26 protein-coding genes and 2 pseudogenes are annotated in these 23,458 nt (G+C 63.9%); 12 read left to right on the top strand and 16 right to left on the bottom strand.

Annotated features, from left to right (window positions below):
* Positions 1 to 45 precede the first annotated feature (45 nt).
* Both HAQ05_RS03505 and HAQ05_RS03510 read right to left on the bottom strand, forming a co-directional pair.
* Complete coding sequence (locus HAQ05_RS03505; protein ID WP_190417418.1) at positions 46 to 825, bottom strand: AraC family transcriptional regulator; 780 nt, start codon at positions 823 to 825, stop codon at positions 46 to 48.
* A 149-nt stretch (positions 826 to 974) separates the two neighbouring features.
* Entirely contained in the window at positions 975 to 1,301 is a 327-nt protein-coding gene (locus HAQ05_RS03510; protein WP_190417420.1) for a thioredoxin family protein, read from the bottom strand.
* Positions 1,302 to 1,561: 260 nt separating this feature from the next.
* Between HAQ05_RS03510 and HAQ05_RS03515 the strand changes: the two genes are divergently transcribed.
* The 8 genes and pseudogenes from HAQ05_RS03515 (at position 1,562) to HAQ05_RS29370 (ending at position 9,884) form a co-directional block, all read left to right on the top strand.
* Positions 1,562 to 2,629 carry an NAD(P)-dependent alcohol dehydrogenase gene (locus HAQ05_RS03515; RefSeq protein WP_190417422.1) on the top strand — a complete coding sequence of 356 codons (1,068 nt, stop codon included), beginning with the start codon at positions 1,562 to 1,564 and terminating at the stop codon, positions 2,627 to 2,629.
* Positions 2,630 to 2,926: 297 nt separating this feature from the next.
* Complete coding sequence (mltA, locus tag HAQ05_RS03520) at positions 2,927 to 4,084, top strand: murein transglycosylase A (RefSeq protein ID WP_338050104.1); 1,158 nt, start codon at positions 2,927 to 2,929, stop codon at positions 4,082 to 4,084.
* A 77-nt stretch (positions 4,085 to 4,161) separates the two neighbouring features.
* Positions 4,162 to 4,650, top strand: a complete 489-nt coding sequence (locus tag HAQ05_RS03525; protein WP_190417424.1) for a sugar dehydrogenase complex small subunit — start codon at positions 4,162 to 4,164, stop codon at positions 4,648 to 4,650.
* The gene (locus HAQ05_RS03530) at positions 4,643 to 6,220 is read left to right on the top strand and encodes a GMC family oxidoreductase (protein ID WP_190417426.1); all 1,578 of its coding nucleotides are present in this window, start codon (positions 4,643 to 4,645) and stop codon (positions 6,218 to 6,220) included. Before HAQ05_RS03525 ends, HAQ05_RS03530 begins: the two co-directional genes overlap by 8 nt.
* Positions 6,213 to 7,082 (top strand): c-type cytochrome, encoded by an 870-nt coding sequence (locus tag HAQ05_RS03535; protein ID WP_190417428.1) that lies wholly within the window; start codon positions 6,213 to 6,215, stop codon positions 7,080 to 7,082. Before HAQ05_RS03530 ends, HAQ05_RS03535 begins: the two co-directional genes overlap by 8 nt.
* A gap of 123 nt (positions 7,083 to 7,205) precedes the next feature.
* Complete coding sequence (locus tag HAQ05_RS03540) at positions 7,206 to 7,703, top strand: methylated-DNA--[protein]-cysteine S-methyltransferase (protein ID WP_190417430.1); 498 nt, start codon at positions 7,206 to 7,208, stop codon at positions 7,701 to 7,703.
* Positions 7,704 to 8,021: 318 nt separating this feature from the next.
* Positions 8,022 to 9,023, top strand: a pseudogene (locus tag HAQ05_RS29365) (cache domain-containing protein); the annotation flags it as partial.
* A 93-nt stretch (positions 9,024 to 9,116) separates the two neighbouring features.
* A complete protein-coding gene (locus HAQ05_RS29370) occupies positions 9,117 to 9,884 on the top strand; it encodes a methyl-accepting chemotaxis protein (protein WP_420825742.1) in 768 nt (255 codons plus the stop codon).
* A gap of 55 nt (positions 9,885 to 9,939) precedes the next feature.
* Here the strand turns inward: HAQ05_RS29370 and HAQ05_RS03550 are convergent, their stop codons facing one another.
* Positions 9,940 to 11,046, bottom strand: a complete 1,107-nt coding sequence (locus HAQ05_RS03550) for an NADH:flavin oxidoreductase/NADH oxidase (protein ID WP_190417434.1) — start codon at positions 11,044 to 11,046, stop codon at positions 9,940 to 9,942.
* 129 nt (positions 11,047 to 11,175) lie between these two features.
* Between HAQ05_RS03550 and HAQ05_RS03555 the strand changes: the two genes are divergently transcribed.
* Positions 11,176 to 12,108 (top strand): LysR family transcriptional regulator, encoded by a 933-nt coding sequence (locus tag HAQ05_RS03555; RefSeq protein WP_190417437.1) that lies wholly within the window; start codon positions 11,176 to 11,178, stop codon positions 12,106 to 12,108.
* A 271-nt stretch (positions 12,109 to 12,379) separates the two neighbouring features.
* Here HAQ05_RS03555 and HAQ05_RS03560 read toward each other — a convergent pair whose 3' ends face one another.
* Entirely contained in the window at positions 12,380 to 12,811 is a 432-nt protein-coding gene (locus tag HAQ05_RS03560; protein ID WP_190417439.1) for a pilin, read from the bottom strand.
* Positions 12,812 to 13,070: 259 nt separating this feature from the next.
* Here HAQ05_RS03560 and HAQ05_RS03565 point away from each other — a divergent pair, with 259 nt between their 5' ends.
* Positions 13,071 to 13,538 (top strand): sel1 repeat family protein, encoded by a 468-nt coding sequence (locus tag HAQ05_RS03565; RefSeq protein WP_190417440.1) that lies wholly within the window; start codon positions 13,071 to 13,073, stop codon positions 13,536 to 13,538.
* A gap of 11 nt (positions 13,539 to 13,549) precedes the next feature.
* Here the strand turns inward: HAQ05_RS03565 and HAQ05_RS03570 are convergent.
* Positions 13,550 to 14,731, bottom strand: a pseudogene (locus tag HAQ05_RS03570) (PAS domain-containing protein); the annotation flags it as partial.
* Between the two features lie 231 nt (positions 14,732 to 14,962).
* On the opposite strand from HAQ05_RS03570, the gene HAQ05_RS03575 reads away from it, so the two are divergent.
* Both HAQ05_RS03575 and HAQ05_RS03580 read left to right on the top strand, forming a co-directional pair.
* Positions 14,963 to 15,364: a response regulator gene (locus HAQ05_RS03575; RefSeq protein ID WP_190417444.1), complete on the top strand. Its 402-nt coding sequence runs from the start codon at positions 14,963 to 14,965 to the stop codon at positions 15,362 to 15,364.
* 122 nt (positions 15,365 to 15,486) lie between these two features.
* Positions 15,487 to 16,176: a YoaK family protein gene (locus HAQ05_RS03580; protein ID WP_190417446.1), complete on the top strand. Its 690-nt coding sequence runs from the start codon at positions 15,487 to 15,489 to the stop codon at positions 16,174 to 16,176.
* Between the two features lie 35 nt (positions 16,177 to 16,211).
* Here HAQ05_RS03580 and HAQ05_RS03585 read toward each other — a convergent pair whose 3' ends face one another.
* The 11 genes from HAQ05_RS03585 to HAQ05_RS03635 form a co-directional block, all read right to left on the bottom strand.
* Positions 16,212 to 16,433 carry a hypothetical protein gene (locus HAQ05_RS03585; RefSeq protein WP_190417447.1) on the bottom strand — a complete coding sequence of 74 codons (222 nt, stop codon included), beginning with the start codon at positions 16,431 to 16,433 and terminating at the stop codon, positions 16,212 to 16,214.
* Positions 16,434 to 16,472: 39 nt separating this feature from the next.
* Positions 16,473 to 16,853, bottom strand: a complete 381-nt coding sequence (locus HAQ05_RS03590; protein ID WP_190417449.1) for a termination factor Rho — start codon at positions 16,851 to 16,853, stop codon at positions 16,473 to 16,475.
* A gap of 190 nt (positions 16,854 to 17,043) precedes the next feature.
* Positions 17,044 to 17,295: a hypothetical protein gene (locus tag HAQ05_RS03595; RefSeq protein ID WP_190417451.1), complete on the bottom strand. Its 252-nt coding sequence runs from the start codon at positions 17,293 to 17,295 to the stop codon at positions 17,044 to 17,046.
* A gap of 120 nt (positions 17,296 to 17,415) precedes the next feature.
* Positions 17,416 to 17,565, bottom strand: coding sequence for a hypothetical protein (locus HAQ05_RS03600; protein ID WP_190417453.1), 150 nt, complete (start codon positions 17,563 to 17,565; stop codon positions 17,416 to 17,418).
* Between the two features lie 216 nt (positions 17,566 to 17,781).
* Positions 17,782 to 18,960 (bottom strand): glycine hydroxymethyltransferase, encoded by a 1,179-nt coding sequence (locus tag HAQ05_RS03605; RefSeq protein WP_190417454.1) that lies wholly within the window; start codon positions 18,958 to 18,960, stop codon positions 17,782 to 17,784.
* Between the two features lie 14 nt (positions 18,961 to 18,974).
* A complete protein-coding gene (locus HAQ05_RS03610; protein WP_190417456.1) occupies positions 18,975 to 19,703 on the bottom strand; it encodes an amino acid ABC transporter ATP-binding protein in 729 nt (242 codons plus the stop codon).
* A 10-nt stretch (positions 19,704 to 19,713) separates the two neighbouring features.
* The gene (locus HAQ05_RS03615) at positions 19,714 to 20,406 is read right to left on the bottom strand and encodes an amino acid ABC transporter permease (RefSeq protein WP_190417458.1); all 693 of its coding nucleotides are present in this window, start codon (positions 20,404 to 20,406) and stop codon (positions 19,714 to 19,716) included.
* 2 nt (positions 20,407 to 20,408) lie between these two features.
* Positions 20,409 to 21,149 carry an amino acid ABC transporter permease gene (locus HAQ05_RS03620; protein WP_190417460.1) on the bottom strand — a complete coding sequence of 247 codons (741 nt, stop codon included), beginning with the start codon at positions 21,147 to 21,149 and terminating at the stop codon, positions 20,409 to 20,411.
* 66 nt (positions 21,150 to 21,215) lie between these two features.
* Positions 21,216 to 22,118 carry a transporter substrate-binding domain-containing protein gene (locus HAQ05_RS03625; RefSeq protein WP_190417462.1) on the bottom strand — a complete coding sequence of 301 codons (903 nt, stop codon included), beginning with the start codon at positions 22,116 to 22,118 and terminating at the stop codon, positions 21,216 to 21,218.
* Between the two features lie 210 nt (positions 22,119 to 22,328).
* Complete coding sequence (locus HAQ05_RS03630; RefSeq protein ID WP_238935043.1) at positions 22,329 to 22,973, bottom strand: GntR family transcriptional regulator; 645 nt, start codon at positions 22,971 to 22,973, stop codon at positions 22,329 to 22,331.
* Positions 22,974 to 23,181: 208 nt separating this feature from the next.
* A partial coding sequence (locus tag HAQ05_RS03635; protein WP_190417473.1) for an amidohydrolase family protein occupies positions 23,182 to 23,458 on the bottom strand: 277 nt, incomplete at its 5' end.

Here is a 23,458-nt window from a genome sequence, read left to right on the forward strand (position 1 = left end):
CCTACAAGCCTACCCACCCAGCACACCCGCTACCGGCCAGAGGCTTCAGCCAATCGGACATACTGGGCCGCTTACCGCCGACGGCGCCACCCCCAGCGCGCGGCGATACATGTCGCTGAAGCTAGCCGGCGCATACCCCAACTGTGCGGCAATACGGCTTACCGGCACCCCCTGCAAACGTTGGGTGGTGGCATAGGCCAAGTGCACTTGCCGGCGCCACTCGGTAAAGCCTTGGCCTAACTGGGCCTTGAACAGGCGGGCCAAGGTGCGAGTGCTGGCGCCCACCTGCTCGGCATGCTGCTCGAATGAAACCACTAACGACGGTTCACGCAGCACCGCCTCGCATACCGCGCGCAGGCGCCGATCCCCCTGCGTAGGCAACGGTACCTGCATGCCGGCCGGCTGCGCCCGTTGCAGTGCCAGCACCAGCAGCGCATCCAGTGCTTGCTGGTACTCGCCAGGCTGGTCGCCTTGGGCCACCCGGGCGATGATCAACTCGCGCAACAGCGAGGGTACTTGCAGCACCCGCATCGTGCCACCCACCTCGGCCGCCAACGCTGGGCGCAGGTAAAGGTTGCGCAGTTGCAGGTCGCTGGCCACACGAATGCCGTGGGCCAGCCCTGGCGGCAACCACACTGCCCGCTGCGGCGGCACCACCAGCGCCGCCTCGGGGGTGTCTACCCACATCACGCCGCTCATGGCATACAGCAATTGGCCCCATGCGTGGCTGTGCGGTTCGATGCGCAGCCCACGCGGATACGTGCGCGCCAGCGGTTGCACGGGCGCACCGCGGGTGGGAAGTTCAGGAGGGGTAGCCAGGGCCATAAAGTTGCTATCACCGATTCCAGTGCGGGCGGAATGTTGCAGCGTTTCGCGCAAGCTGTGGCAATTAACCCGCGGCCCGGCAGCGAAAGGTACCGCCAAGGGGGGCAACCAACCATGGGGCGCCCCTCTAAAGCAAAGGCGCAGGCCGTTCAGCCCTCACCAGCTAACTGTTCGAACGCTTCCTCGACCTGGCCAACGTCGCCGGGGCGTACCAGCCGGGCCACTTCCTGGCCCTTGCGTAGAAACACCAAGGTCGGCCACAGCTTGACCCGAAACGCGCGGCCCAAGGGCCGGCCAGGGCCGTCTTCGATCTTATGGTGCTCGACCTGCGGGTACTCGGCGAACACTGGCGCCAACAACCGCTGCGCCGCCTGGCAGTGGCCGCACCAACCTGTGCCGAACTCCAGCACCTGCAAACCTTTATGCTGTTCTACCGCAGCCCGGTCGAACGTCTCGGCGGTGTAGGTGGTCTGCATCTTTTGCTCCTTCTTCAGAACCATGGCCCAGCCCGTGTTGCAATAGAACAGCAGGCTAATGTGATGTTCCAGCATTGGCTGCACAATTTTACCGCGCCTACTGCTGCTGCGCCGCAGCGCGCAACAACAGTACTCACGCGTCAATGCCCGTGCGAATCGCTGAAACACAGCATGGCTGCAGTGTTCCAAGTGATTTCACGGTAAAGCGAGTGAGCGCCGGTATACTCAGCCCATTACCCACCCCTAGGAGATGATCCGCAATGGTCAAGACCTACACCTACGCCGCCCAAGACCCGAAAGCCAAACTGGCGCCCTTCGTGATCGAACGGCGGGACCCGGGCGCGGATGACGTGCAAATCGACATTCTCTACTGTGGCGTTTGCCACTCCGACCTGCACACGGCCCGCAATGAGTGGGCTAACACCCTGTACCCCTCGGTGCCGGGCCACGAAATCGTTGGCCGGGTGACCGCCGTCGGCGCCAATGTGAAAAATTTCAAGGTCGGCGACTTGGCGGGTGTGGGCTGCATGGTCGACAGTTGCCAGCAGTGCGCTTCGTGCAACGAAGGCGAAGAGCAATACTGCGAAAACGGGTTCACCGGCACCTACAACGGCCCGGTGTTCGGCGGCGAGAATACCTACGGGGGCTACAGCACCCAAATCGTGGTCAAGCAGCAGTTCGTGCTGCATATCGGCCACCCGGAAAAACACCTGGCGGCGGTCGCGCCTTTGCTCTGCGCCGGCATCACCACCTACTCACCGCTGGCTCACTGGAAAACCGGGCCCGGTAAAAAAGTTGGCATCGTCGGCCTCGGCGGCCTGGGCCACATGGGGGTGAAGATCGCGGCGGCCATGGGCGCGCACGTGGTGCTGTTCACCACTTCCGAAAGTAAGCGCGCCGACGGCCTGCGCCTGGGCGCCAAGGAAGTGGTGGTGTCGAAGAACCCCGAAGAGATGGCGCAGCACGCCAGCAGCTTCGATTTTATCCTCAACACCGTCGCCGCCCCGCATAACCTGGACCCGTTCCTGAACTTGCTCAAGCGCGACGGCACCATGACCCTGGTGGGCGCCCCGGAACACCCGCACCCCTCGCCTACGGTGTTCAACCTGATTTTCAAGCGCCGCAGCATCGCAGGCTCGCTGATCGGCGGCATTCGCGAAACCCAGGAAATGCTCGACTTCTGCGCCAAGCACAACATCGTCTCGGACATCGAGCAGATCGACATCAACTACATCAACGACGCTTACGAGCGCATGCTCAAAAGTGACGTGAAGTACCGTTTCGTGATCGACATCGCATCGCTGAAGAAGGAAGCCGAAGCGGCGTGACACCTTGGTAAAAAAACCGCCGGGCGCTGGCAGCAGCCCCGGCGGTAAGATTGATTGAAGGAGCAATCGTTGAGCAGCATACCCCTGCCCTTCGCCCGCTAAGTGAAAGTCGGTTCATGCCTGATGAAGGCGCACGGACCGTACTTCGCCCCACCCCAGGCTGATCAGCACCGCCCAGCGGCGATGCATTCTTCGGCTCATACCCGGTTCGTGGCAGGTCGTTTACTTCGCCAGCATTTGACGGCCGCGATCACCTTGCGCAAGCTAGGCGGCTTTGTTCCATCGGAGCCTGCCACCGTGCTTTTTGCTTTGTGTACCTCTTTGCGCTTAGGGCGCGCCCTGCCCCTGGTATTGGCTTGCGCCCTGTTCGCCGGCTGCGACAGGGGCAAGGTGCCGCCCGCACCCACCACCTACGCCCCAGCACAGTGGCAAGACCTACCCACTACCAGCGATACCGAACTGGCCGCAGGCTTCGCCGCCTGGCGCACGGGTTGCGCAAAGCTCACCCGTGACCCGGTGTGGGCGCCGGTGTGCGCCAGCGCCATGCAAGTGCCGGCCGAGGCCCAGGCCATCCGCGCCTTCCTGCAGGCGCAGTTGCAGGTGTACAGCCTGCGCTCAGCGGCTGGCGCCGAGGGGTTGATTACCGGTTATTACGAACCGGTGTACAGCGGTTCGCTCACCCGCGATGCCGAGCACACCGTGCCGGTGTATGGCGTGCCCGACGACCTGATCGTGGTGGCCCTGGACAGCGTTTACCCAGAGCTTAAGGGCAAGCGCCTGCGCGGTCGCCTGGAGGGCCACGTGCTCAAACCTTACGACGACGCCGCCACCTTGCGTGCCCGCGGCGCTAATGCGCCGGTGCTGGCCTGGCTGGAGAACCCCATGGACCTGCAATTTATGCAGATCCAAGGGTCTGGCCGTGTGCAATTGGAAAGCGGCCGGCAACTGCGCATCGGCTACGCCGATCAAAACGGTTACCCGTACAAGCCAGTGGGCCGTTGGTTGGTCGAACAGGGGCAAGTGCCCAAGGAAGAAATCAGCATGGCGCGTATCCGCGCCTGGGCCGATGCCAACCCACAGCGGCTGAACGAGTTGCTCGACAGCAACCCTAGCTATGTGTTCTTCAGCACCCGCCCGGACAGCAACGAGGGCCCGCGCGGCTCGCTCAATGTGCCACTTACTGCCGGCTACAGTGTTGCTATCGACCGCAAGGTGATCGCGCTGGGCAGCCTGCTGTGGCTGGGCACCACCCGCCCGGATGGCAGCCCGGTCAGCCGCCCGGTTGCCGCCCAAGACACCGGCGGCGCCATTGCCGGTGAAGTACGCGCCGACCTGTTCTGGGGCACGGGCGATGCCGCTGGGGAACTGGCCGGCAACATGAAACAGCGTGGGCAGCTCTGGCTGCTGTGGCCCAAGGGCGCAGCCTTGCCTGCGGTGCCGGCAGTGGCGCCCTGAAGCAATGTCAGTGGGCCGGCGGAACGAACCTCGGCCCGATCGCTCCTAGTGGAATACCGCGTCACGGACATTACCCCATGCCTTCACCTACCCGCCGCTTGCTGCTCAAGGCTGTGCTCGCTGGCTATGCCACCGCCTGGCTGCCTACCGCGTGGGCGGCCCCCGGCGATGCCGGGCAAGCGGCCTTCCTTGATTTAAGCGCGCTGCTGGTGGGGCGCAGCTACGTTGACCCCGCGCAAGGCAAGCCGTTGTTCGAAGCGTTCAAGGCGCAGGCGGGGGACTTTCCCAACCGCTGCCTGGCACTGCTGGCGCAAATTCAGGCGCGGCAACTGGACCCCGCCACATTGCAGCGCGTGCTCGACGCCGAAGCCTCGCCCCTGGCCGCACTGCCGCGGCAGGTCGCGCGGGCCTGGTTGCAAGGCGTGGTGGGCAGCGGCACGAAGGCGCGCTGCCTGGCCTATGAAACCGCCCTGAACGCGCAGATGGTCGGCGACGTACTACGCCCGCCCAGCTATGCCTACGGTGCCTACGGCAGCTGGGCCAGCGCGGAGCGCAGCGATGCCTGACGCCGAAGTGGTGGTGATCGGTTCGGGGATTTGCGGTGCACTGGCGGCGCGCCGGTTAGCGTTGGCCGGGGCCGACGTGCTGGTGCTCGAAGCGGGCGGGCCGATCGAGCGCGGGCAGGTCGTGGCGGCGTTTCGGGACAGTCCGCGCAAAAGCGATTGGCTAGCGCCCTACCCTTACCACCCGTGGGCGCCCCACCCGCTGTATTTACCCGAAGAAAACAATTACCTCGTGCAGGCCGGCCCTGACCCGTGGCCGGTGCAATACCTGCGTGGCGTTGGCGGTACCAGTTGGCACTGGGCCGCGCAGGCTTGGCGCTTGCTGCCCAGTGACTTGCGCCTGGCCAGCCTATACGGCGTCGGCGTCGACTGGCCGCTCAGCTACGAGGAACTCGACCCCTGGTACCAGGAAGCCGAAGAATTGATGGGCGTGGCAGGCGCCGAAGACACCGGCTCGCCGCGCAGCCAGCCGTTCCCCATGGCGCCGGTGGCCGAGCCCTGGGCGATGCGCCGCATTCGCGAACGCCTGGCGCCGCTGTACGCGGTCACGGCCAACACCGCCGCGCGCAACAGCCGCAGTTATGGCGGCCGCCCCGCATGCTGTGGCAACAACAGCTGCCAACCGATCTGCCCGATCGATGCGCAGTACCACGGCGGGCTCGCCATCCGCTCGGCCCTGGATGCGGGCGCGCGCCTGCAAAGCCATGCCGTGGTACACCGCCTAGAGGCTGACGCCGGCGGGCGTATCCGCGCCGCCCATTACCTCACGCCGGACGGGCAGCCGCGGCAGGTGAGCGGGCAGGTGTTCATCGTGGCGGCCAATGGCGTGGAAAGCCCCAAGCTGTTGTTGATGTCGGGCCTTGCCAACCGCTCCGGCCAGGTGGGGCGTAACTTGATGGACCACTTAAGCACCGCGCTCACCTTCGAGGCCGACGAACCCTTGTGGCTGGGCCGGGGCCCGCAAAGCCCCAGCGCGATCAACAGCCGCCGCGACGGAGAGTTTCGCCGCGAACACGCCGCCTATCGGCTGGACTTTACCAACATCTCGCGAGTTGACAGCGTGACCAACGATTTGCTCGAAAAAGGTGTTTACGGGCCAGCCTTCGAACAACAACTGCGCCGACGCGTGGCCCACGAGATGGGAGTGCGCAATGTGCTGGAAGTGCTGCCAGACCCTGCCAACCGCATCGTGCTGTCGGGCCGCACCGATGCCTTGGGCCTACCCACCCCCCAGGTGCATTACCGCATCGACGACTATGTGCGCCGTGGCGCCCAGGCAGCGCAGCAGGACTTCGCGCTTATCGCCGAGCGCATGGGCGGGCAGCGTTTGCGCTACAGCGCCGCCGGCAAGTTTTCCGCCAACCACCACATTACCGGCACATTGGCCATGGGCGACGACCCAGCCCGCTCGGTGTGCGACCGCTACGGGCGAGCCCATGACCATGACAACCTCTACCTATGCGGTACGGCAGTGATGCCCACCTCCGGGACCATGAACGCCACGCTCACCGCCGTGGCGTTGGCATTGCGCAGTGCCGAGCAGATTCGGCCGATGCCTGCGGCGCGTGCCTAACGTGCGCTGGGGCTGGCTGATAGGGGTTTGCCTGCTGGCCGACATCGCCCAGGCTGGGGCCAGCGCCAGCCGTGGCGAATACTTGGTGCGCGGCCTGGGCCACTGCGGTACCTGCCATACGCCCCGGGGCCTATGGCTACAGGAGCGCGGCGACGCGCCGCTACAGGGTGGCTGGGTGCAGGGCTGGGCGGCGCCCGCGATCAATGCCCAAGCCCTGCAAGGTTGGACCCAGCAGCAGTTGGTGCAGTACCTGCGCAGTGGCGACGTCCCCGGCCAAGCCCGCGCCGCCGGGCCCATGGCAGAGGTGATCGACCACAGTGTGAGCCGGCTCAGCGAGCAGGACCTCGCCGCCATCGCCAGCTACCTCAAGCAACTGCCCGGCGCGGCACCCGCCCCGGCAGCGGCCCCGGCACCGGCCCTAACCTTGGCTGTGCCGCGCGGGCAAGCACGGCCCGCCGACGCCGAGGCGCTGGACGCCGCCCAATTGTTCGATGCCTACTGCGCCAGTTGCCACTGGCAAGCCGGGCGCGGCTTGCCGGCGTTGGACGATACCGGCGCGCTTGCCCGGCGTAGCGGCGCCAACGTGGTGATGGTGATTCTGCAAGGGGTGCAGCGCGCCGATGGCACCCGCATGCCGAGCTTCAGCCGGGACCTGACCGACCGCCAGGTCGCTACCCTGGCCAACGCCCTGGCCGGCGAGGGTGCAACAGCGTTGCAGCCGGCCGACGTAGCCAGGCGCCGGCGCGCACAGGGGCCCGCTGGGTGGCAGGGGGCCACCTGGGCCGTGGTCGGCGCGAGCCTGTTGGCGCTGTGCGTGGTAGCCTGGCGTTTCGCTGCAGCCCGCGCGCGGCGCCGGCTATAGCGACCAGCAGCGAAGGCTGGTACGGTGGGGACGAAACGAACAGGCCCACCCCGCGCTACCGAGCGCTGCTGCGCAGCGAAATCGGCCCAGCGCCGAGGCCCCCTGCAACCTTGAGGTCCCCCGATGCCGTTGTATTCGCAGTGCCTGCCCACCCCGGTGGGGTCCCTGACCCTGATCGCCAACGACAGCCACCTGTGCGCTGTACTGTGGGAGCACGATCACGCCGCGCGGGTGCCGTTGGGCGAATGGGTGCCTACCGGCGAGCACCCAGTATTGCAGGCCACCGCGGCGCAATTGGCGGAATACTTCGCCGGCGCCCGCCGCCGCTTCGACCTACCGCTGGCGTTCAACGGCACACCGTTTCAACGCCAAGTGTGGGCGGCGCTGCTGGCCATCCCTTTCGGCGAAACCCGTAGCTACCGGCAGGTCGCCGAATACATCGGCAACCCGCTGGCGGTGCGTGCGGTGGGCGCCGCCAACGGGCGCAACCCGATCTCGATCATCGCCCCCTGCCACCGTGTAGTGGGCAGCAGCGGCGCCCTCACTGGGTTCGCCGGCGGCCTTGGCGCCAAGCAGTGGCTGCTGGGCCACGAATGCCCCCAGGGGCCGTTGTTTCAATAGCGACGCGGCTGATACGGCGGCTACGCCACCACCGCTTGCGCGCCAACTGCCGCTGGGCGGCCTAAGCCCGGCATACCGTTGGCCCTGGATCCTTTCTTTTCGTTCAAGTTCGCCCAGCCCGCGCCGATGGGGTGGCCATAGGGCAACACCCGGCCGTTGTAAAGCCGCTAAAAAACCCGCTTTTTGCTGCCCCGCCGCCGCATGCCCATGCGGTCACCACGTTTCGGGATTGGCTTCATGAATATCAAACACAAGCTTACCTTCGCCTTTGCCACCATCGCCTGTTTACCCGTGATCGTTATCGCCAGCCTGGTGATCATGAACCAGCGCGAGCAGGCCAAGGATGATTTCGTCGATAACAGCGGCCGCGAGATCCGCCAAATCGACAACACCATGCAGCAGTTTTTCGACGGTATCAGCCAGAACGTGGATTTTCTAGCCAGAGACCCGCGCATTGCCGGCGTCTCGGACCTTAAGTACTACCTGGGTGCCGACGCCGCGTCGTTGCCGCTAACCCCCAACAACCAAGCGATGCTGAGCATTTTCGACAGTTTTGCCAAAACCCATCCCAGCACCGCGTATTTGTCCGTTGGGCTGCAGGACGGTGGCTACGCCAGTTGGCCGGACGACCCCAAGACCGCCAGCTACGACCCCCGCAAACGCCCGTGGTACGAGGCAGCCATGGCCGCGCCGGGTAAAACCACCCGCACCGGCGCGTATTACTGGGCGCCAGACGACGCCGTATTGATTGGCACCGTGCACACGGTGGCCGACCCGGCGGGCAACGTGCGCGGCGTGGTGGGGTTGGATGTGTCGCTCAAGCAATTGACCGAGCGGGTCAAGAGTATTCACTTGGGTAACAGCGGCTACCTGATGTTGACCGAGGCTGATGGCAACGTGCTGGTGAACCCGGCCAATGCCCAGCACACCTTCAAACAATTGAGCACGTTGGGGCCGGACTACGCGGCGCTCAATGGCATGCAACAGGGCAGCACCGAAGTGACTCTGGGCGGCGTGACCTACATGGCCAACGTGGTGACCTCGCAAAGCTTGGGCTGGCATTTCATCGGCTTGATCCAACGCGATGAAGTCATGGCCAAGGCCGTGCATCTGACCTGGTTGATCGTCGCTATCGCCGCCGCCATGGGGCTGTTGTTCGCCCTCGCCGGGGCCAGCTTCGCCGGGGTGATCGTGCGGCCTATCCGCAGCGTTGCACAAGGCTTGCAAGACATTGCCCAAGGTGAAGGCGACCTCACCCGCAAGTTACCGGTCCACGGCAAGGATGAAACCGCCGCATTGGCCGGCTGGTTCAACCAGTTCCTCGGTGCTATCGCGCAACTGGTGCGCAGCATCGGGCAAGCCGCAGGTAACCTGCAGCGCGCCTCCGGCGATGCCAGCCAAGTGGCCCACGCCATGAGCGATGCCGCGTTGCGCCAGCGCGAAGCGGTGGAGTTGGTGAGCACGGCCTTCAACGAAATGGTCGCTACCGCCAATGAAGTGGCGCGCTCTTGCACTCAGGCGGCCTCTTCGGCCGATGCCGGGCAGTTGGACGTGCAAAGCGGCCAGCAGCATATCGACCAGGCCACCGGCAGCGTCAGCCAGTTGTCCGGCAACCTGCAGCAAGCCACGCAGGCGATGCAGGTGCTGGAGCAAGACAGCCGAAACATCAACGGCATCCTCGACACCATTCGCTCGATCGCCGAGCAAACCAACCTGCTGGCCCTGAACGCGGCCATCGAGGCGGCCCGTGCAGGCGACCAGGGCCGTGGGTTTGCCGTGGTGGCCGACGAGGTACGTGCCCTGGCTCGCCGCACGGCCGACAGTACCGGCGAAATCGACACCCTGCTCGGCAACCTGGCCCGCCGCACCCAGGATGTGACCCAGCAAATGCACGCCAGCCTGGGCATGTCGCAGCAGAGCGTGGAGCGCATCCAGCAGGCTCGCGCCAGTTTCGATAAAATCCGCGGCTCGGTCGACAACATCCGCGATCAGAACAGCCAGATCGCCACGGCGGCCGAAGAACAGCACCAAGTGGCCGAAGACATCAACCGGCACATCGCGCAGATCCACACCGACGCACAAAAGGTAGAAGAGCTGGCGCAAACGGCACGGGCCGATTCCCAGCAACTGGGGGAGATCTCTGGGGAACTCAACGGGCTCGTGGGCCGGTTCAGGTATTGAATCCACAAAAAAGCCGCACCCCGTATCGCGCGGCGTGCGGCTTAGCGCCGGCCCCTTACTGCGGCCCGACCGGTTCGTAACGTTCCAGCCAATGAGCATAGGGTGCCGGCAGCACCCAAGAGGGTTTGGCCAGCCCCAGCACCTTGGCCGCATAGTACGGCCAATGTGGGTTGGCCAAATGGGAGCGGCCCACCATCACCACGTCGAGTTGCTCTGCAGCCACCACCTGCTCGCACAGTTTGGGTGTGTCTACGCCCCATGCGGTGGCCACTGGCAAGCCCGCTTCACGGCGCACACGCTCGGCGATGGGCGCGAGGAAGGCCGGCCCCCAGGGAATGTTCGCCTGGGGCGTGGAGAAACCGACGCTCACGCTGAGCATGTCTAGTCCGGCACCGCGCATGGCCTTGACCAGCGCGATCGACTCGTTAAGGGTTTGTTCGTCATTGCCGTCGAACTCGATCACACCAAAACGCGCGGTCAGTGGCAGGTGCTCGGGCCACACAGCGCGCACTGCTTCCAAGGTTTCCAGCAAAAAGCGCCCACGGTTCTCGGCGCTGCCGCCGTAGGCATCGCTGCGCTGGTTGGCGTGGGGCGAAAAAAAGCTTTGGGCGAGATAGCCGTGGGCGAAGTGCAACTCCAGCCATTCGAAGCCGGCCTCGAGCGCGCGCCGGGCGGTGGCGACGAAGTCGTCACGCACACGCCGGATATCTTGCAGGGTCATTTCTTTGGGCACTTGAGGCAGGTTGGCGCCAAAAGCGCTAGCCGAAGGTGACAAGGTTTCCCAACGGCGGGGGTCGCCGGCGGCGATATGGTCATCGCCTTCCCAGGGGCGATTGGCGCTGGCCTTGCGCCCGGCATGGGCGATCTGGATACCGGCGACCGCACCACCGGCCTTGATCGCTGCCGCGACCTTGGCCATGCCGGCGGTGTGCTCGTCACTCCACAGGCCGGTGCAGCCAGGGGTGATGCGCCCTTCTGGCGATACCGCGGTAGCCTCGACGATCACCAGGCCCGCGCCGCCGCGGGCAAGGCCGGTGTAATGCGCCAGGTGCCAGTCATTGATGAAGCCGTCGTGGGCGCTGTATTGGCACATCGGTGGCACGGCGATGCGGTTACGTAGCGTTACCGACTTGAGCGAAAACGGGCTGAACAATGCAGACATGAGCTACCTCTATCAAACGAATTCGGCCAGGCGCACCAGCGCCCGCCCTTTGAACAACGTACCTTACGGTAGCCTGCATTCGCTATAATTAGAACCGCATCGCAATTATGGCATCGATAAGACTTCATTATGGTTAACCCTCAATGGCTCACCTCCTTCGCCACCGTGGCCGAACTCGGCAACTTTACCCGCAGCGCCGAGCGCTTGGGCCTGACCCAGGCTGCCGTCAGCCAGCATATCAAGCACCTTGAAGCGCAATTTGGGCCGTTGCTGGTGCGCAGGCCGCGGCACGTGGAGATGACGCCCGCGGGCTTGGCCCTGCTCGATTATGCCGCCGAAGTAGACCGCGCAGCACGGGCGTTCCAAGCGCGGTTGTGCGGTGCCGATGAGCAGCAGGGCGATATCAGCCTGGTCAGCCCGGGCAGCATCGGCCTGGCACTGTATCCACTGCTGCTGCACTACCAGCAGCGCCACCCGGGGTTGGTGATCCGCCACCGTTTCGCACCCGACGGCGAGGTGCTCAACGCCGTGCTAAGCAACCACTTCGAGCTGGGGTTACTGACCTTCAAGCCAGACGACGCCCGCATCGCCGCACGGCACTTTGGTGAAGAGCCGCTGGAACTGGTATTGCCGGCCGGCGTGCGTTACGAGGGTTGGGAAACCCTGCAGCGACTAGGTTTCATCGACCACCCAGACGGCCAAGCCATGGCCATGCGCTTGTTCAGCCGGCGCTACCCGGGGCAACCCGGCCTGCGTGCGTTGCCCGTGCGCGGTTTCACCAACCAGGTGGGGTTGATCCTTGAGCCGGTCGCGCGGGGGCTCGGCTTTACCGTATTGCCGCGCTTCGCCCGCCAAGCGTTCGCCCAGCAGGGTGCACTGCAGTTGGTGGAGTGTGGCAACCCGGTAGTCGATACGTTGTGGCTGATCCACCGCGCCGAATGGCCATTGGCGGCACGGGCGCAGCGAGCGGTGGCTGACCTGCAAGCGCAACTGGCAGCCAAGGGCAGCGCCGATAGGTCCCTAGCCCGGCAACCAGTTGAGCGCGGTTTGGGTGAGCAGTGACCACGCCGTAAGCACGAGATGCGCGACGAACACGGCGAGAACGACTGGCAGTAAGTCGCGGGGCATCACGATCCTTGTGGGGGCCATCCATTAACAGGTGGCATTATAACAGTACGGTGCGGGGGCTTGCAGGGCCGCGATGCTGACACACTCTAAGCGGCCGTGCGGTTCACCACACCGCGCACTTGCACATGTGCAAGCCCGGCGCGGTTGGAGCGCGAGGGCCTACACATGCCATCAGCGCATCATCCAATGCCGCTGGCGATGCCGGTCAAGGGGCGCGCTGCGCAGGGCAGCCTTGGGGCAGCAGGTGGGCCTGGCTAACGGCGGTTGCGCTGCATGCCCAATCGCCCTGCGCCGTGCGAGCCCATACCAGCGTGGCGTTGCTTACCGACGGTGGCGCATTCTGAATCGCGCACGCCAAGCGGCCGGCACCGTCCGCCGCAAAGCTTGCGGTAAAAATGCAATGCTGCGAATTGCGGGTAATGCCGGGCAAGTCGGCCTCGCTGCCGATGACTGCTCCGCTGTTGAGGGTATCCTCGGCCAAGGTGCGCAGCGCGGCGCTTTCGGCCATGCCCGCGGCGAGCTTGCTGCGCGCCTGGTAGGCGCTGTACGCGGGCAGCGCGATGGATGAGAGGATGCCGATGATGGCAACCACCACCATCAATTCGATCAGGCTGAAACCACTACTGGGTGTGTTCATCGTGTCCGCTCCATGGACTCACAGCAACGGTGCTGCGGTGAGCGCCCTGCAACCGCCATGCCAACCGCAACGTGGCCAATGGCAGGGGGAAGGCCGCCCAGCGTAACCCGGCTGGCATGGCCTGGCTTGCGCCAACCACGCCGTGACGCACCCGCTGTTGTGCCATTGCCAGCACGGTAGTTTCTTGAATCATTTGCCGGGTAGCCCGTTGCGCAGGCTTTTGGCAGAGTCGCGCCCTTTGGCAACCCGAGGCTTAAGCATGGAGCACGGCATCAGCCTGGAAATGGCCGAACTGCTCACCGGTTGTAGCCGCCGCACCTGGTGGCGGCGCGTGCAACAAGGGCGCGTGCAACGCCTGCCCGGCAACGACGCACGCGGCCGCGCACGGTTAGCACTGCCCGCCATATTGCCGCTACTGCGCATCAGCGTCAGTGATCAGGATCGTGCGCTGATCCTGGCGGCCGACCGCGGCGAGGCCCAGGCGCTGAATGAACTGGGGCAACTGTTCGCCCTGGGCGAGCAGTGGGCGGTGGCGGAACAACTGTGGCTGGAGGCCTCCCGCCAGGGACAGGCCGACGCGATGCAGCATTTGGCCATGTTATACCTGGGCAGCCGCCATGACGGTGCCCGTGCCCTGATGTGGCTGGCCCGCGCCGCCTCGGCTGGGCATGCGATAGCACGCGCTCAATTGCGCGGGTTATGGCCCGGCCTGCGGATGCCGCCTTAAGCGTGGGGGGCGCTGTCCTCTGCCGGGAAATACAAGCACAACGTGGTGCCTATGCCCTCTTGCGAGTGCAGCCGCGCCACACCGCCAGATTGCTTGGCAAAGCCAAACACCATCGGTAACCCGAGCCCTGCCGCGGTGCCCTCTGGCTTTGTGGTGAAGAACGGCGCCATGACCTGTTCACGTATCGCCAACGGCACGCCCACGCCATTATCGGCCACGGCGATGCTCACGTAACGCCCCGGCGCTAGCCCTTCATCGGTGGGCGCGCCCACGCCCTGGGCCTTAACGTTGGCCGTTTCGATGCGAAGCTGTGGCGCCTCTCGGCTGGCCAGAGCATCCCGGGCATTGAGCAATAGATTGAACAATGCGGCCTTGGCTTGGGCCGGGTCGATACGGCAACTCCACAGGTCGGGTGCGAGCACCACGCTAAGCTGGGCACCCGGCACTGTATCGGTGGCGGTATCGGCTAAGCCCTGGGCCAGGTGGTTGAGGTTGACCAGCCGGCCCTCGACCTTCTGTGTGCGGGCGAAGGCCAACAGCTGTTGGGTCAAGGTCTTGGCACGGTTGGCTGCTGCCCGGGCCTGACCGGCGCTGTGCACGATGCGGTCGCGGTCCAGGTCAGGCTTTTGCGCGCTGCGTTGAATGAGTTCGAGGTAACCGGCCATCACCTGCAACAGGTTGTTGAAGTCGTGCGCGATGCCTCCGGTTAATTGCCCCAGGGCGTGCATCTTCTGGGCTTGGCGCAGCGCCTGCTCGGCGTCTCGGCGGCGGCTTACATCCCCTTGCGAGGCAAAAAAATAAATCAGCGCGCCTGCGGCGTCATACACCGGTGAAATGAACAGCGCATTCCAGAACGTGGTGCCATCCTTATGGTAATTGATCAACTCTACCGCCACCTCGCGCCGCGCCGCGATGGCTTCGCGCACAGCGCTCAAGGTGGCCGGGTCGGTCTCCGGCCCCTGTAAAAAGCGGCAATTTCGGCCCAGGACCTGCTGCTGGGTATAACCGGTCAGCCGCAGGAAGGCCGGGTTGGCGAATACGATCGGGTTATCCGCCTGGTTCGGGTCGGTCACGACCATGGGCGTGCGTGTGTTCTGCACGGCAGCGAAGAAAACGTCGTGGCCTTGAAGGCGCGGACCGGCCTTGGCCGGCTTTGCGACGCGGGTACGGTGCTTGGAAGCCAATGGCGCCACCCCTTGAACTGTCTGACGATAAGGTTCAGACCGCCCCGCGCTCTGGCGGTGCCCTCGGCGCGCCCTGCTGGCGGGCCTGGCGATGAAACCACCGATGCCACCCATGGTCCACAACTGACACCCCTGCGCGCGCTGCCCGGGCGGCGGTGACGGAACCTCTACGAATGGGCATAACGCGGCGGTGCGCCCGCGTTTGGCCGAGCCATGCATACCAGCCTGAAAGGTCGAACGATGCCTGAACACGCAAAGAACAAGATCCTGGTGGTAGAAGACGAATTGATGATCGCCGACCTGATCCGTTGTGCGATCAAGGCCGAAGGTATCCAGGCTGAAGCCTTCGAACGAGCCGACGACGGCATGGCCTACCTGCGGGCCCATGCCGAGGACATTCTGCTGATCATCACCGACGTGAAAACACCCGGCCAGGCAGATGGCATCACCCTTACCCGCTACGCACGCGCCCATTGGCCAGACATCCCGGTCATTATCAGCACGGCCGTTGCCTTGCCCGACGACCTCGTCGCCCTGCACGGGGTAGGCGTGCTGCGCAAGCCTTGGAATATCGAGGACTTGGTCGACGTGGTGCTCAAAAGTGCGCTGCAGCCGTCGATCCGCGATCTCGGTATCGGCTAACGTAGGCCGGTGCAAGGCTACCCTATTGGGCGGGCTGTTTTAGCGGTACATTAACGCCCTGCCCGCCCGCAGGCATAGGCGCCTGCCGTTCGCCGTGTATTTACCGCCAGCCAGAGGCACCCATGCTTCCAGAAACCACCCACCTCAGCCAGCGAGCCAAGCGCCTGGAGCGGGCGCGCGGCCGCGTGGGCCTGTACTTCGTCGCAGCGTTATCGATCCTGGCCGGCATGGTCGATGCCATCGGCTTCGTCGCGGTGGGTGATTTCGTGTCGTTCATGAGCGGCAACACCACTCGCCTTGCGCTGGCGCTCGGCCAAGGGGATGGCCCGGGCGCCTTGCGCATCGGCGCCTTGATTGGCACGTTTATCATCGGCAATGCGGCCGGGGTACTGGTGGGCAAAGCCAGTGGCAAACGGGCCTGGCCGCTGTTGGCCTGCATTGCACTGCTGCTGGGCGCCGCTGGCGGAATCGCCACCGCCTGGGGGTTGATCTTGGCGGTGATGGCGATGGGGATGATCAACACCGTGGTTGAGCACGTCAATGGTTTGCCCATCGGCCTTACGTATGTCACGGGGGCGCTGTCGCGCTTTGGCCGCGGCGTAGGTCGTTGGTTGGCCGGTGAACGGCGTAGCGGCTGGAAGGTGCAATTGGTGCCATGGGCCGGTATGTTCGCCGGCGCGGTGCTCGGGGTGGGCTTGGAACACCGGTTCGAATTGCGCGCCATGGCGATCGCCGGCGCGCTCACAGCGCTACTGGCGGTGGTGACCGTGACCGTACCGGGCCGTTGGCTGTACCAGTACCGCGGGCCATAACCGTGTGTGGCCCGTGTTACCGGGTACGCTGAACGCTACTGCGCCCGGGCCTGGGCCTTGTACTTTTTTCGGGTACCCGCTTGGCGTTTCAAATACCCATGCCAGCGCTCAAAAGCATGCTCCTGGCGGGCCCGGGCGACCTGCCACTGCCCGGAGCATAGGTGTTTGGCAGGGATCCGTTTCATCGCCCGGATGGCCAAGGCCAGCTCACGAAACAAGCTGCGGGCATTGGGGTCGGTGAGGTCAGGGGGTTGCATAGCCTTGCTCGCTAAAGAACTGAGAGCCACCCAGGCCCGTCAGGCCGCCTTTTTCAACGCTGCGACCAGTTCAGCTTTAGACATGCTGGACCGCCCCGACAGGTTGCGGCTACGCGCCTCCTCTAAAAGGCTTTGCTTGGTTTGGCTTTCAAGCGACGCCTCGGAGTTTCGCGCGTGGCCGCCGCGCGTCTTGGCTGCACGCCTGGCCGAATCCGCCTGCGCGGTCTTTTTCTCGCTGCCAGGGGTGGCTTGCCCGCTGCCCCCGGCCTTCTCGCCTCCGCCGCTTTGTTTGTTCACCGTGGCCCAGGCACGTGCCTCGGCTGCACCTTTAGGGGTGCCCTTTTTCTCGTAGCCTTTTTCGATATGCTCAGCTTTGCGTTTTTGCTCAGTGGTGTATTTATCTTTGCTACCCCGTGGCATGGTGATGACCTCCTCATAGGTTGGGCAAAGCCGGCACCTGGGTCAGGCGCCGGTTAAGGTTGGGAAGCCCCTCACTTGGTAAAAGTTCACCTTACAGGTGCTCGGATGTACCGACCGGCACGCCGGCAGCGAACGGCAGCGCCCGATGGGGTATGCCCACTTCCCTCAGGTGAATGGCTGAAACATTCCACTATTGAGTTCGCCCCTTTGCCTGGCGCAGGTTTCGCCGAAAGCCGCGCACGTTCATCACGCACAAACAGAGCTGAAGGCAAATCAGCGCATAGGCGTTGGCATGCACGCCCCAAGCAATCCATAGCACGTTGCTCGCGATAAAACACCAAAATGCAACCATGCGCCGCCGTGGCCGCTGCGAGCCGACATACCAAGCAGCGATGACACTCACCAGCATCGCCGGCCACTGAATCCAATCGATATCAAACATACCCGGGTAAGCCCTCCAGGGTTGGCCCCATCAGCACCGGCGCGGCAGTTGGGCTGCTACGGGGGTAAGGGTTGAAGGCGTTACCCCACAGCCTTGGCCCCATTGCAGCGTGGCACAGCCTTAGCCGGCAAGCTTCAACGGCTCAGGTCTAGCCCGGGAATTCGCTTGCCGCTGCAGGTAGTCATGCCAGCGGGCGAAGGCGCGCTCTTGGCGGGTCCGCGCCATTTTCCATGCCGTGGTGCCCAACTGCTCGATGGGCATTTTGCGCATGGCACGGGTAGCTTGGATAAACTCACAAAAAAGAGTTGGGGCACCTGGATCCAACAAATCAAAGGGTTGCATAACCTTCCTCTCTTTAGTTCTCAGAAAGGTAGACAACCCTAGGCCGCTTACGCTTCGCCGAGCCCGACGGACGGTGCCCCCGGCCCCAAGACGTTGGTAACCGCCTGGGGCACTGCTACAGCGGCGTCGCTGTTGGCATGCCCTTCAGGCCAATGCCATTCTGCCCGCCGCGCTGGGGCGCAGCGCACCGGCCAGGCGCTGGGCAATACTGCCGAGGTCCTGGGCTTGGCCTTGCGTGGTGATAAACTGAGTGCCGACCCGCAAGGCATACCCACCGGGGGTGGTAGGGTCGGCGCAGGTGCCGAGCAAAATGCCGTGGCGCTCCATGGCGGCCATGGCCATGGCTGCCGGAACCTCAGCGGCCATGGGGATGAGTATCTGGTGGGTAAACGCTTCGCCGGCCATGGGTGCTATCACCGTAACCCCACATTGGCGCAAGGCCTGGGCGAGCGCCTGGGCGTTCGCACACACTCGCTCGGCATAGGCCTTACCGTTTGCCTGCACTTCACGCAGGGTGAGCAGCAGTGAGGGGAGCCTGCCGGCATCGTAGTTGGCCAACAGTGCCCCATCGATCAGTTGCGCCAAGCGCTTCCCATCGGCCGGGTGACGGCCGGCAATCAGGCTGTGCGGCCGGCCGGGCAAGGTCTTGTAGGTCGAGCTGGTCAACACGTCCACCCCCAGCGCCAGCGGGTTGGGGAAGGTACCGCCCGCGATGAGCCCACTGACATGGGATGCATCGAAAATGCTTTTCGCCCCCACTTCGCGCGCCGCCGCCACCACCGGTTCGATATCGTCGGGCTTGATGATCACCGAACGCCCCAGCATTACCAATGCCGGCCGGCGCTCACGCACAAGCTCGGCCGCCCGTGGTGCATCCAGGCAGCAATGGCGGGTATCGAAGGGCAACTCCTCGACCCGCAGGCCCGCCAACGAAGGTGTTCCGCCCCGGCGCTGGCTCAAGTGCCCGCCATGGGCCGCCGCCGGGGCGAGCAATAGATCGCCCGGTTGCGAGAACGCGTGAAACACCGCCAAATTGGCGATGGTGCAACTGGGCAAGCGCGGCTCGGCCCATTGCGCACCGAACAGCCCACATATCCGTTGGCTCACGGCCAGTTCCAAGCCGGACACGCCGTCGGTGTCGGGTTGTTCCTTGGCAAAACTCGGCCCCATCGCCGGGTACGCGCTCAACCCGGGTGAATAGGCCTGTTGCGCTTCCAGGCTGGGCAGGTTGGCCCCCGCATACAGCACAATGCGCCCGCCCTTGAGCACAGCGCCGCGGCCCGCCGCCTGCTCGAGCAGTTGCTGCTCGTTGAGCATTTCCATGGTTTCGGGCTCCTTCAGTGCACCAGTATTTTCGATAAGAACTGCTGTGCGCGCTCGCTGCGCGGTTGGTCGAAGAAGGCGTTTTTTTCGGCGTCCTCGACGATCTCGCCACGGTCCATGAAGATCACCCGGTTGGCGACCTTACGCGCGAAGCCCATCTCGTGGGTCACCACCATCATCGTCATGCCTTCCCGGGCCAGCTCGATCATCACGTCTAACACTTCGTTGATCATTTCCGGGTCGAGCGCGGAGGTTGGCTCATCGAACAGCAGGGCGACCGGGTCCATGGCCAAGGCGCGGGCGATCGCGACCCGTTGCTGCTGGCCACCGGACAGTTGCCCAGGAAACTTGTGCGCCTGTGCCACCAACCCTACCCGGTCCAGCAGCGCCATCCCCTTTTTATGTGCTTGCGGCCGGGTACGTTTGAGCACCTTGACTTGGGCGAGCATGAGGTTCTGGATAATCGACAGGTGCGGGAACAATTCGAAATGTTGGAAGACCATGCCCACGCGCGCGCGCAGCGTCGACAGGTTGGTGCCTCTGGCGGTGACGCTGACCCCATCGATGATGATCTCGCCGGCGTTGACCGGTTCGAGGCCATTGACGGTTTTGATCAGCGTCGATTTGCCAGACCCAGAGGGCCCGCATACCACCACCACCTCGCCCTTGGCCACGTGGGTGCTGCAATGCGAGAGCACCTGGAACTGACCATAGGCTTTGCAAACGTCGCGCAGGGTAATCATGGGCATGCCCTTAACGGATGATCGCCACGCGCCGCTGTAGGCGCCGCGCAGCGTGGGAAGCGAGTAGGGAAATCACGAAGTAGACCAGCGCGGCGAAGATGTACATCTCCAGCAAGCGGCCATCGCGCTGGGCGACCTTGGCGGTAGCGCCCAAAAAATCAGTGATCGACAGCACGTAAACCAACGAAGTGTCTTGGAACAGAATTATGGTTTGGGTCAACATCAACGGCAGCATGTTGCGCAGCGCTTGCGGTAGTACCACGTACAGCATGCTCTGCCCCCCGTGCATGCCAAGGGCTTGGGACGCGAGCAACTGCCCCTTGGGCAGGGATTGGATACCGGCGCGGATGATTTCGCAGAAATAGCAGGCTTCGAACAGCGTGAAGGTGATAACGGACGACCAAAAGGGGTCGACCCGCACCGGCCTTGATGCGCCCATGGCCCACTGAGCAAGGTATGGCACCAGAAAATAGAACCAGAAAATCACCAGCACCAACGGCAATGAGCGCAGCAGGTTCACATACCCCGCGGCCATGTACGCCAGTGCCCGGTGCCGCGACAGTCGCATCATCGCCAGCAGCGTGCCGAAGGCGATACCCGCCAAGGTGGCGAATGCGGTCAACGTCAAGGTAAAGGCCATTCCCGTCATGAACAGGTACGGCAAGGCATTGATCACTACCTGCAGGTCGAATCCGTTCAGCATGCTCAGGCGGCCTTTTGCGGGGTGCCGTAGCCGGGCACGACAGCCAGGCGTTCGACACGACGCATGGCAAAGATGATGATCAGGTTCAATGCCAGGTACAGCGTGGTGGCGGCACTGAACGCCTCGAAGATTTGAAAGCTGTTTTCTTGCATCGCACGGGCGCTGCCCGTTAGCTCCATCAGCCCGATCGCCAGTGCCACGGAGGTGTTCTTGGTGCAACTGAGAAACTCAGAGGTGATCGCTGGCACCACGATGCGGTAAGCCATGGGCAACAGTACATACCGGTAAGTTTGCGCCAGGTTCAACCCCAGCGCCTGGCCTGCCATTCGTTGCCCCCCTGGCAGGCTTTGAAGCCCGGCGCGAACCACTTCGGCCATGCGCGCGGCGTGGTAGCAGCCCAAGCAAACCACCGCGGTGTAGAACTGCGCATCGGGTAGTTGCTTAAGCCAGGTACCCAACTCGTCGGGTAGCAGCTCTGGCAGCACGAAGTACCAGAGGAACATTTGTACCAGCAGCGGAACGTTGCGCAGCACCTCGACGAAACAGGTGCTGAGCGCACGCACCCATGCCTGCGGCGCCGTGCGGGCCACGCCCACCACCGAACCCAACGACAGGGCGATGGCAAAGGCCGCGAATGCCGTAGCCAGCGTCCACCCAGCGCCCCACAGTAGGGTCGTCAGGTAGGTGTGGGTGCCGTCCAGTGATGGCTCGAAGAATATCGACCAGTTCCAGTTGTAACTCATAGCCCGCCCTTGCCGTTGAAGCGCCGCCGTCGGGCGCATGCGCCCTGCCCGTGGGTAATGGGTTGATCAACGGTACAAGTCGGGGTTCGGGTCGTCCGTAGGGTGCGCGATCACGTTCTTGAGCTGGCTCGACATCGGGAAGTTCAGGTTGATGCCGCGCGGCGGGATCGGTTGGGTAAACCATTTGGCGTAGATGGCGTTGATTTCGCCACTGGCGTAGAGGCCTTCCAGGGTGTGATTGACCAATGCCTTGAAGGCGTCATCGCCGCGGCGCAGCATGATGCCGTAAGGCTCGACCGACAGCGGCTGCTTGGAGAGCACGAAGGCCTTCGGCGTTTTCGAGGTGGCGGCGGCCCCCGCCAGGGATACATCATCGAAAATCAACGCGACCGCGCGGTTTGTTTCCAGCGTGAGCATGCCTTCGGCTAGGTCCTTGGCGGTCAGTATCGTCAAGCCAAGGTTTTGTTCGGTGTTGGCCACATTGATCACCTTCACGCTGGTGGTCCCTGCCAACGTCACCACCGTTTTGCCTTTGGCGTCGGCCATCGTCTCGATAGGGTTGCTCTGATTCGAGAGGATGCGCACCCCCGCGACGAAATTCGTGGTCGAGAAGGTCACCTGCTGCTGGCGCTCGGCATTGTTGGTGGTGGTGCCACACTCCATGTCGATGGTGCCATTGGCCAGCAACGGTATCCGCGTGGTGCCGGTCACCGGCATGTAGGTAACCTTCAGGTCCGGCTTGTTCAACTTAAGCTTCACTGCATCGACCACGCGGGCGCAAAGGTCCATCGCATAGCCAATGGGCCGCTGGTTGTCGTCATAGTAGGAAAACGGTACGGCACCGTCACGGTGGCCGACGGTGATCGCCCCCAGCTCGGCGATTTTCGCCAAGGTACCGTCGTCCTGCGCGTGTGCGCCCCCCGCTGCAAACATCAACGTCAACATCGAAGCCGCCAGCGTCTTCTTCATGCGTTGCCCCTCGGGTAGTGATTGCGTTGCGCCAGTGAGATATGGGCAAGCATGCTGGCGTTGAATACCCGCCGCGGTCAACAAAAAAGAATAATACATAATGTATTCATTTTATTTGCACGATTTTAGGGCTATTTTTGCTGAAAATGTGCAGTTTTAGCGCGTTATCAAGGACTCACACGGTACCCTTTCGCACCTGGTTGCTCGGGCTCACAGTGGCACATCACCCAGTTCGTCGATGGAATGGCGCACTGTGCGGGCGGTACTCATCACATGTTGGCGCATCAACTTAGCCAGGCGGCTACCGTCGCGGTCGGTGAGCGCCTTGAGGATTTTTTCGTGTTCGTTGACGGCCTGTTTCCAATCGTCGGGCCGCTGGCGCACGGTGTGCCGAATGTTGCGGATACGTAACTCAAGGCTTTTATAAAGTGCCAATAACGAGGCATTGCCTGCCGCCTCGAAGATGGCGAAATGAATGGCCCGGTTGAGCCGCGAATAATCCAAATGGCGGGACTCGTGATAAGCGCCGACCATGGCCTGGTGCATCGTGGTGATGGCCTGTAACTGTGCCGGCGTGATGGTCTCACAGGCGAGTTCACAGGCCAGCGCTTCCAAACTGGCAATGATTGGAAACAGCTCTTGCAGCTCCTGATCCGTAATCGTCGCCACTTGCGCACCGCGCTGCGGCAGCAGCTCGACCATCCCCTCCGCGGCCAGGGCTTTGAGCGCCTCACGCAGTGGAGTGCGGGAGATATCGAAACGCGCGCAAAGCTCCTTTTCCGGGATTTTCTGCCCGGGCCCCAACTCACCGCTGACGATCATGTCACGCAGGTGGTCTACGGTTTCACTGTGCAACGTCTTGCGTCTTATGGTTCTTGTTTCTGGCACGCTCAAACCGGGTCTCCTGGGCTCGTTGACAGGCCAAGGCAGCAACGCGAACTACGAAGCCGCCCAGGTGCGCTGACTTAGCCACCGGTGTGGGTAATTGTCCAGAGGCGGATGCGTAAAACCTGCTAGGCGATGCACACGCCCGTGAATGGCGGCCCCCGCACGCTGCCGCTGTTCAGCCCTGCCCGGCCGCCGCCACCGCTGCCCAGCCCTGCGCCACCTGGGCCCGCAACCCCTCGACATCCACGGCCAGCAAGCGACCACCCTGCTTGAGCAGGCGCCCATCGGCGATGACCGTATCCACATCCGCCGCGCTGGCCGACTGCACCACGCTGGCTGCCGGGTCCGTCAGTGGCATCATGCCCAACCCGCGCGGGCTGATCAGGACCAGGTCGGCGCGTTTACCGACCGTGATCGAGCCGGTGACCGCCCCCAGCCCCATGGCGTTGGCC

This window comes from Pseudomonas typographi (assembly GCF_014694385.1).
GTDB classification, from domain to species: domain Bacteria; phylum Pseudomonadota; class Gammaproteobacteria; order Pseudomonadales; family Pseudomonadaceae; genus Aquipseudomonas; species Aquipseudomonas typographi.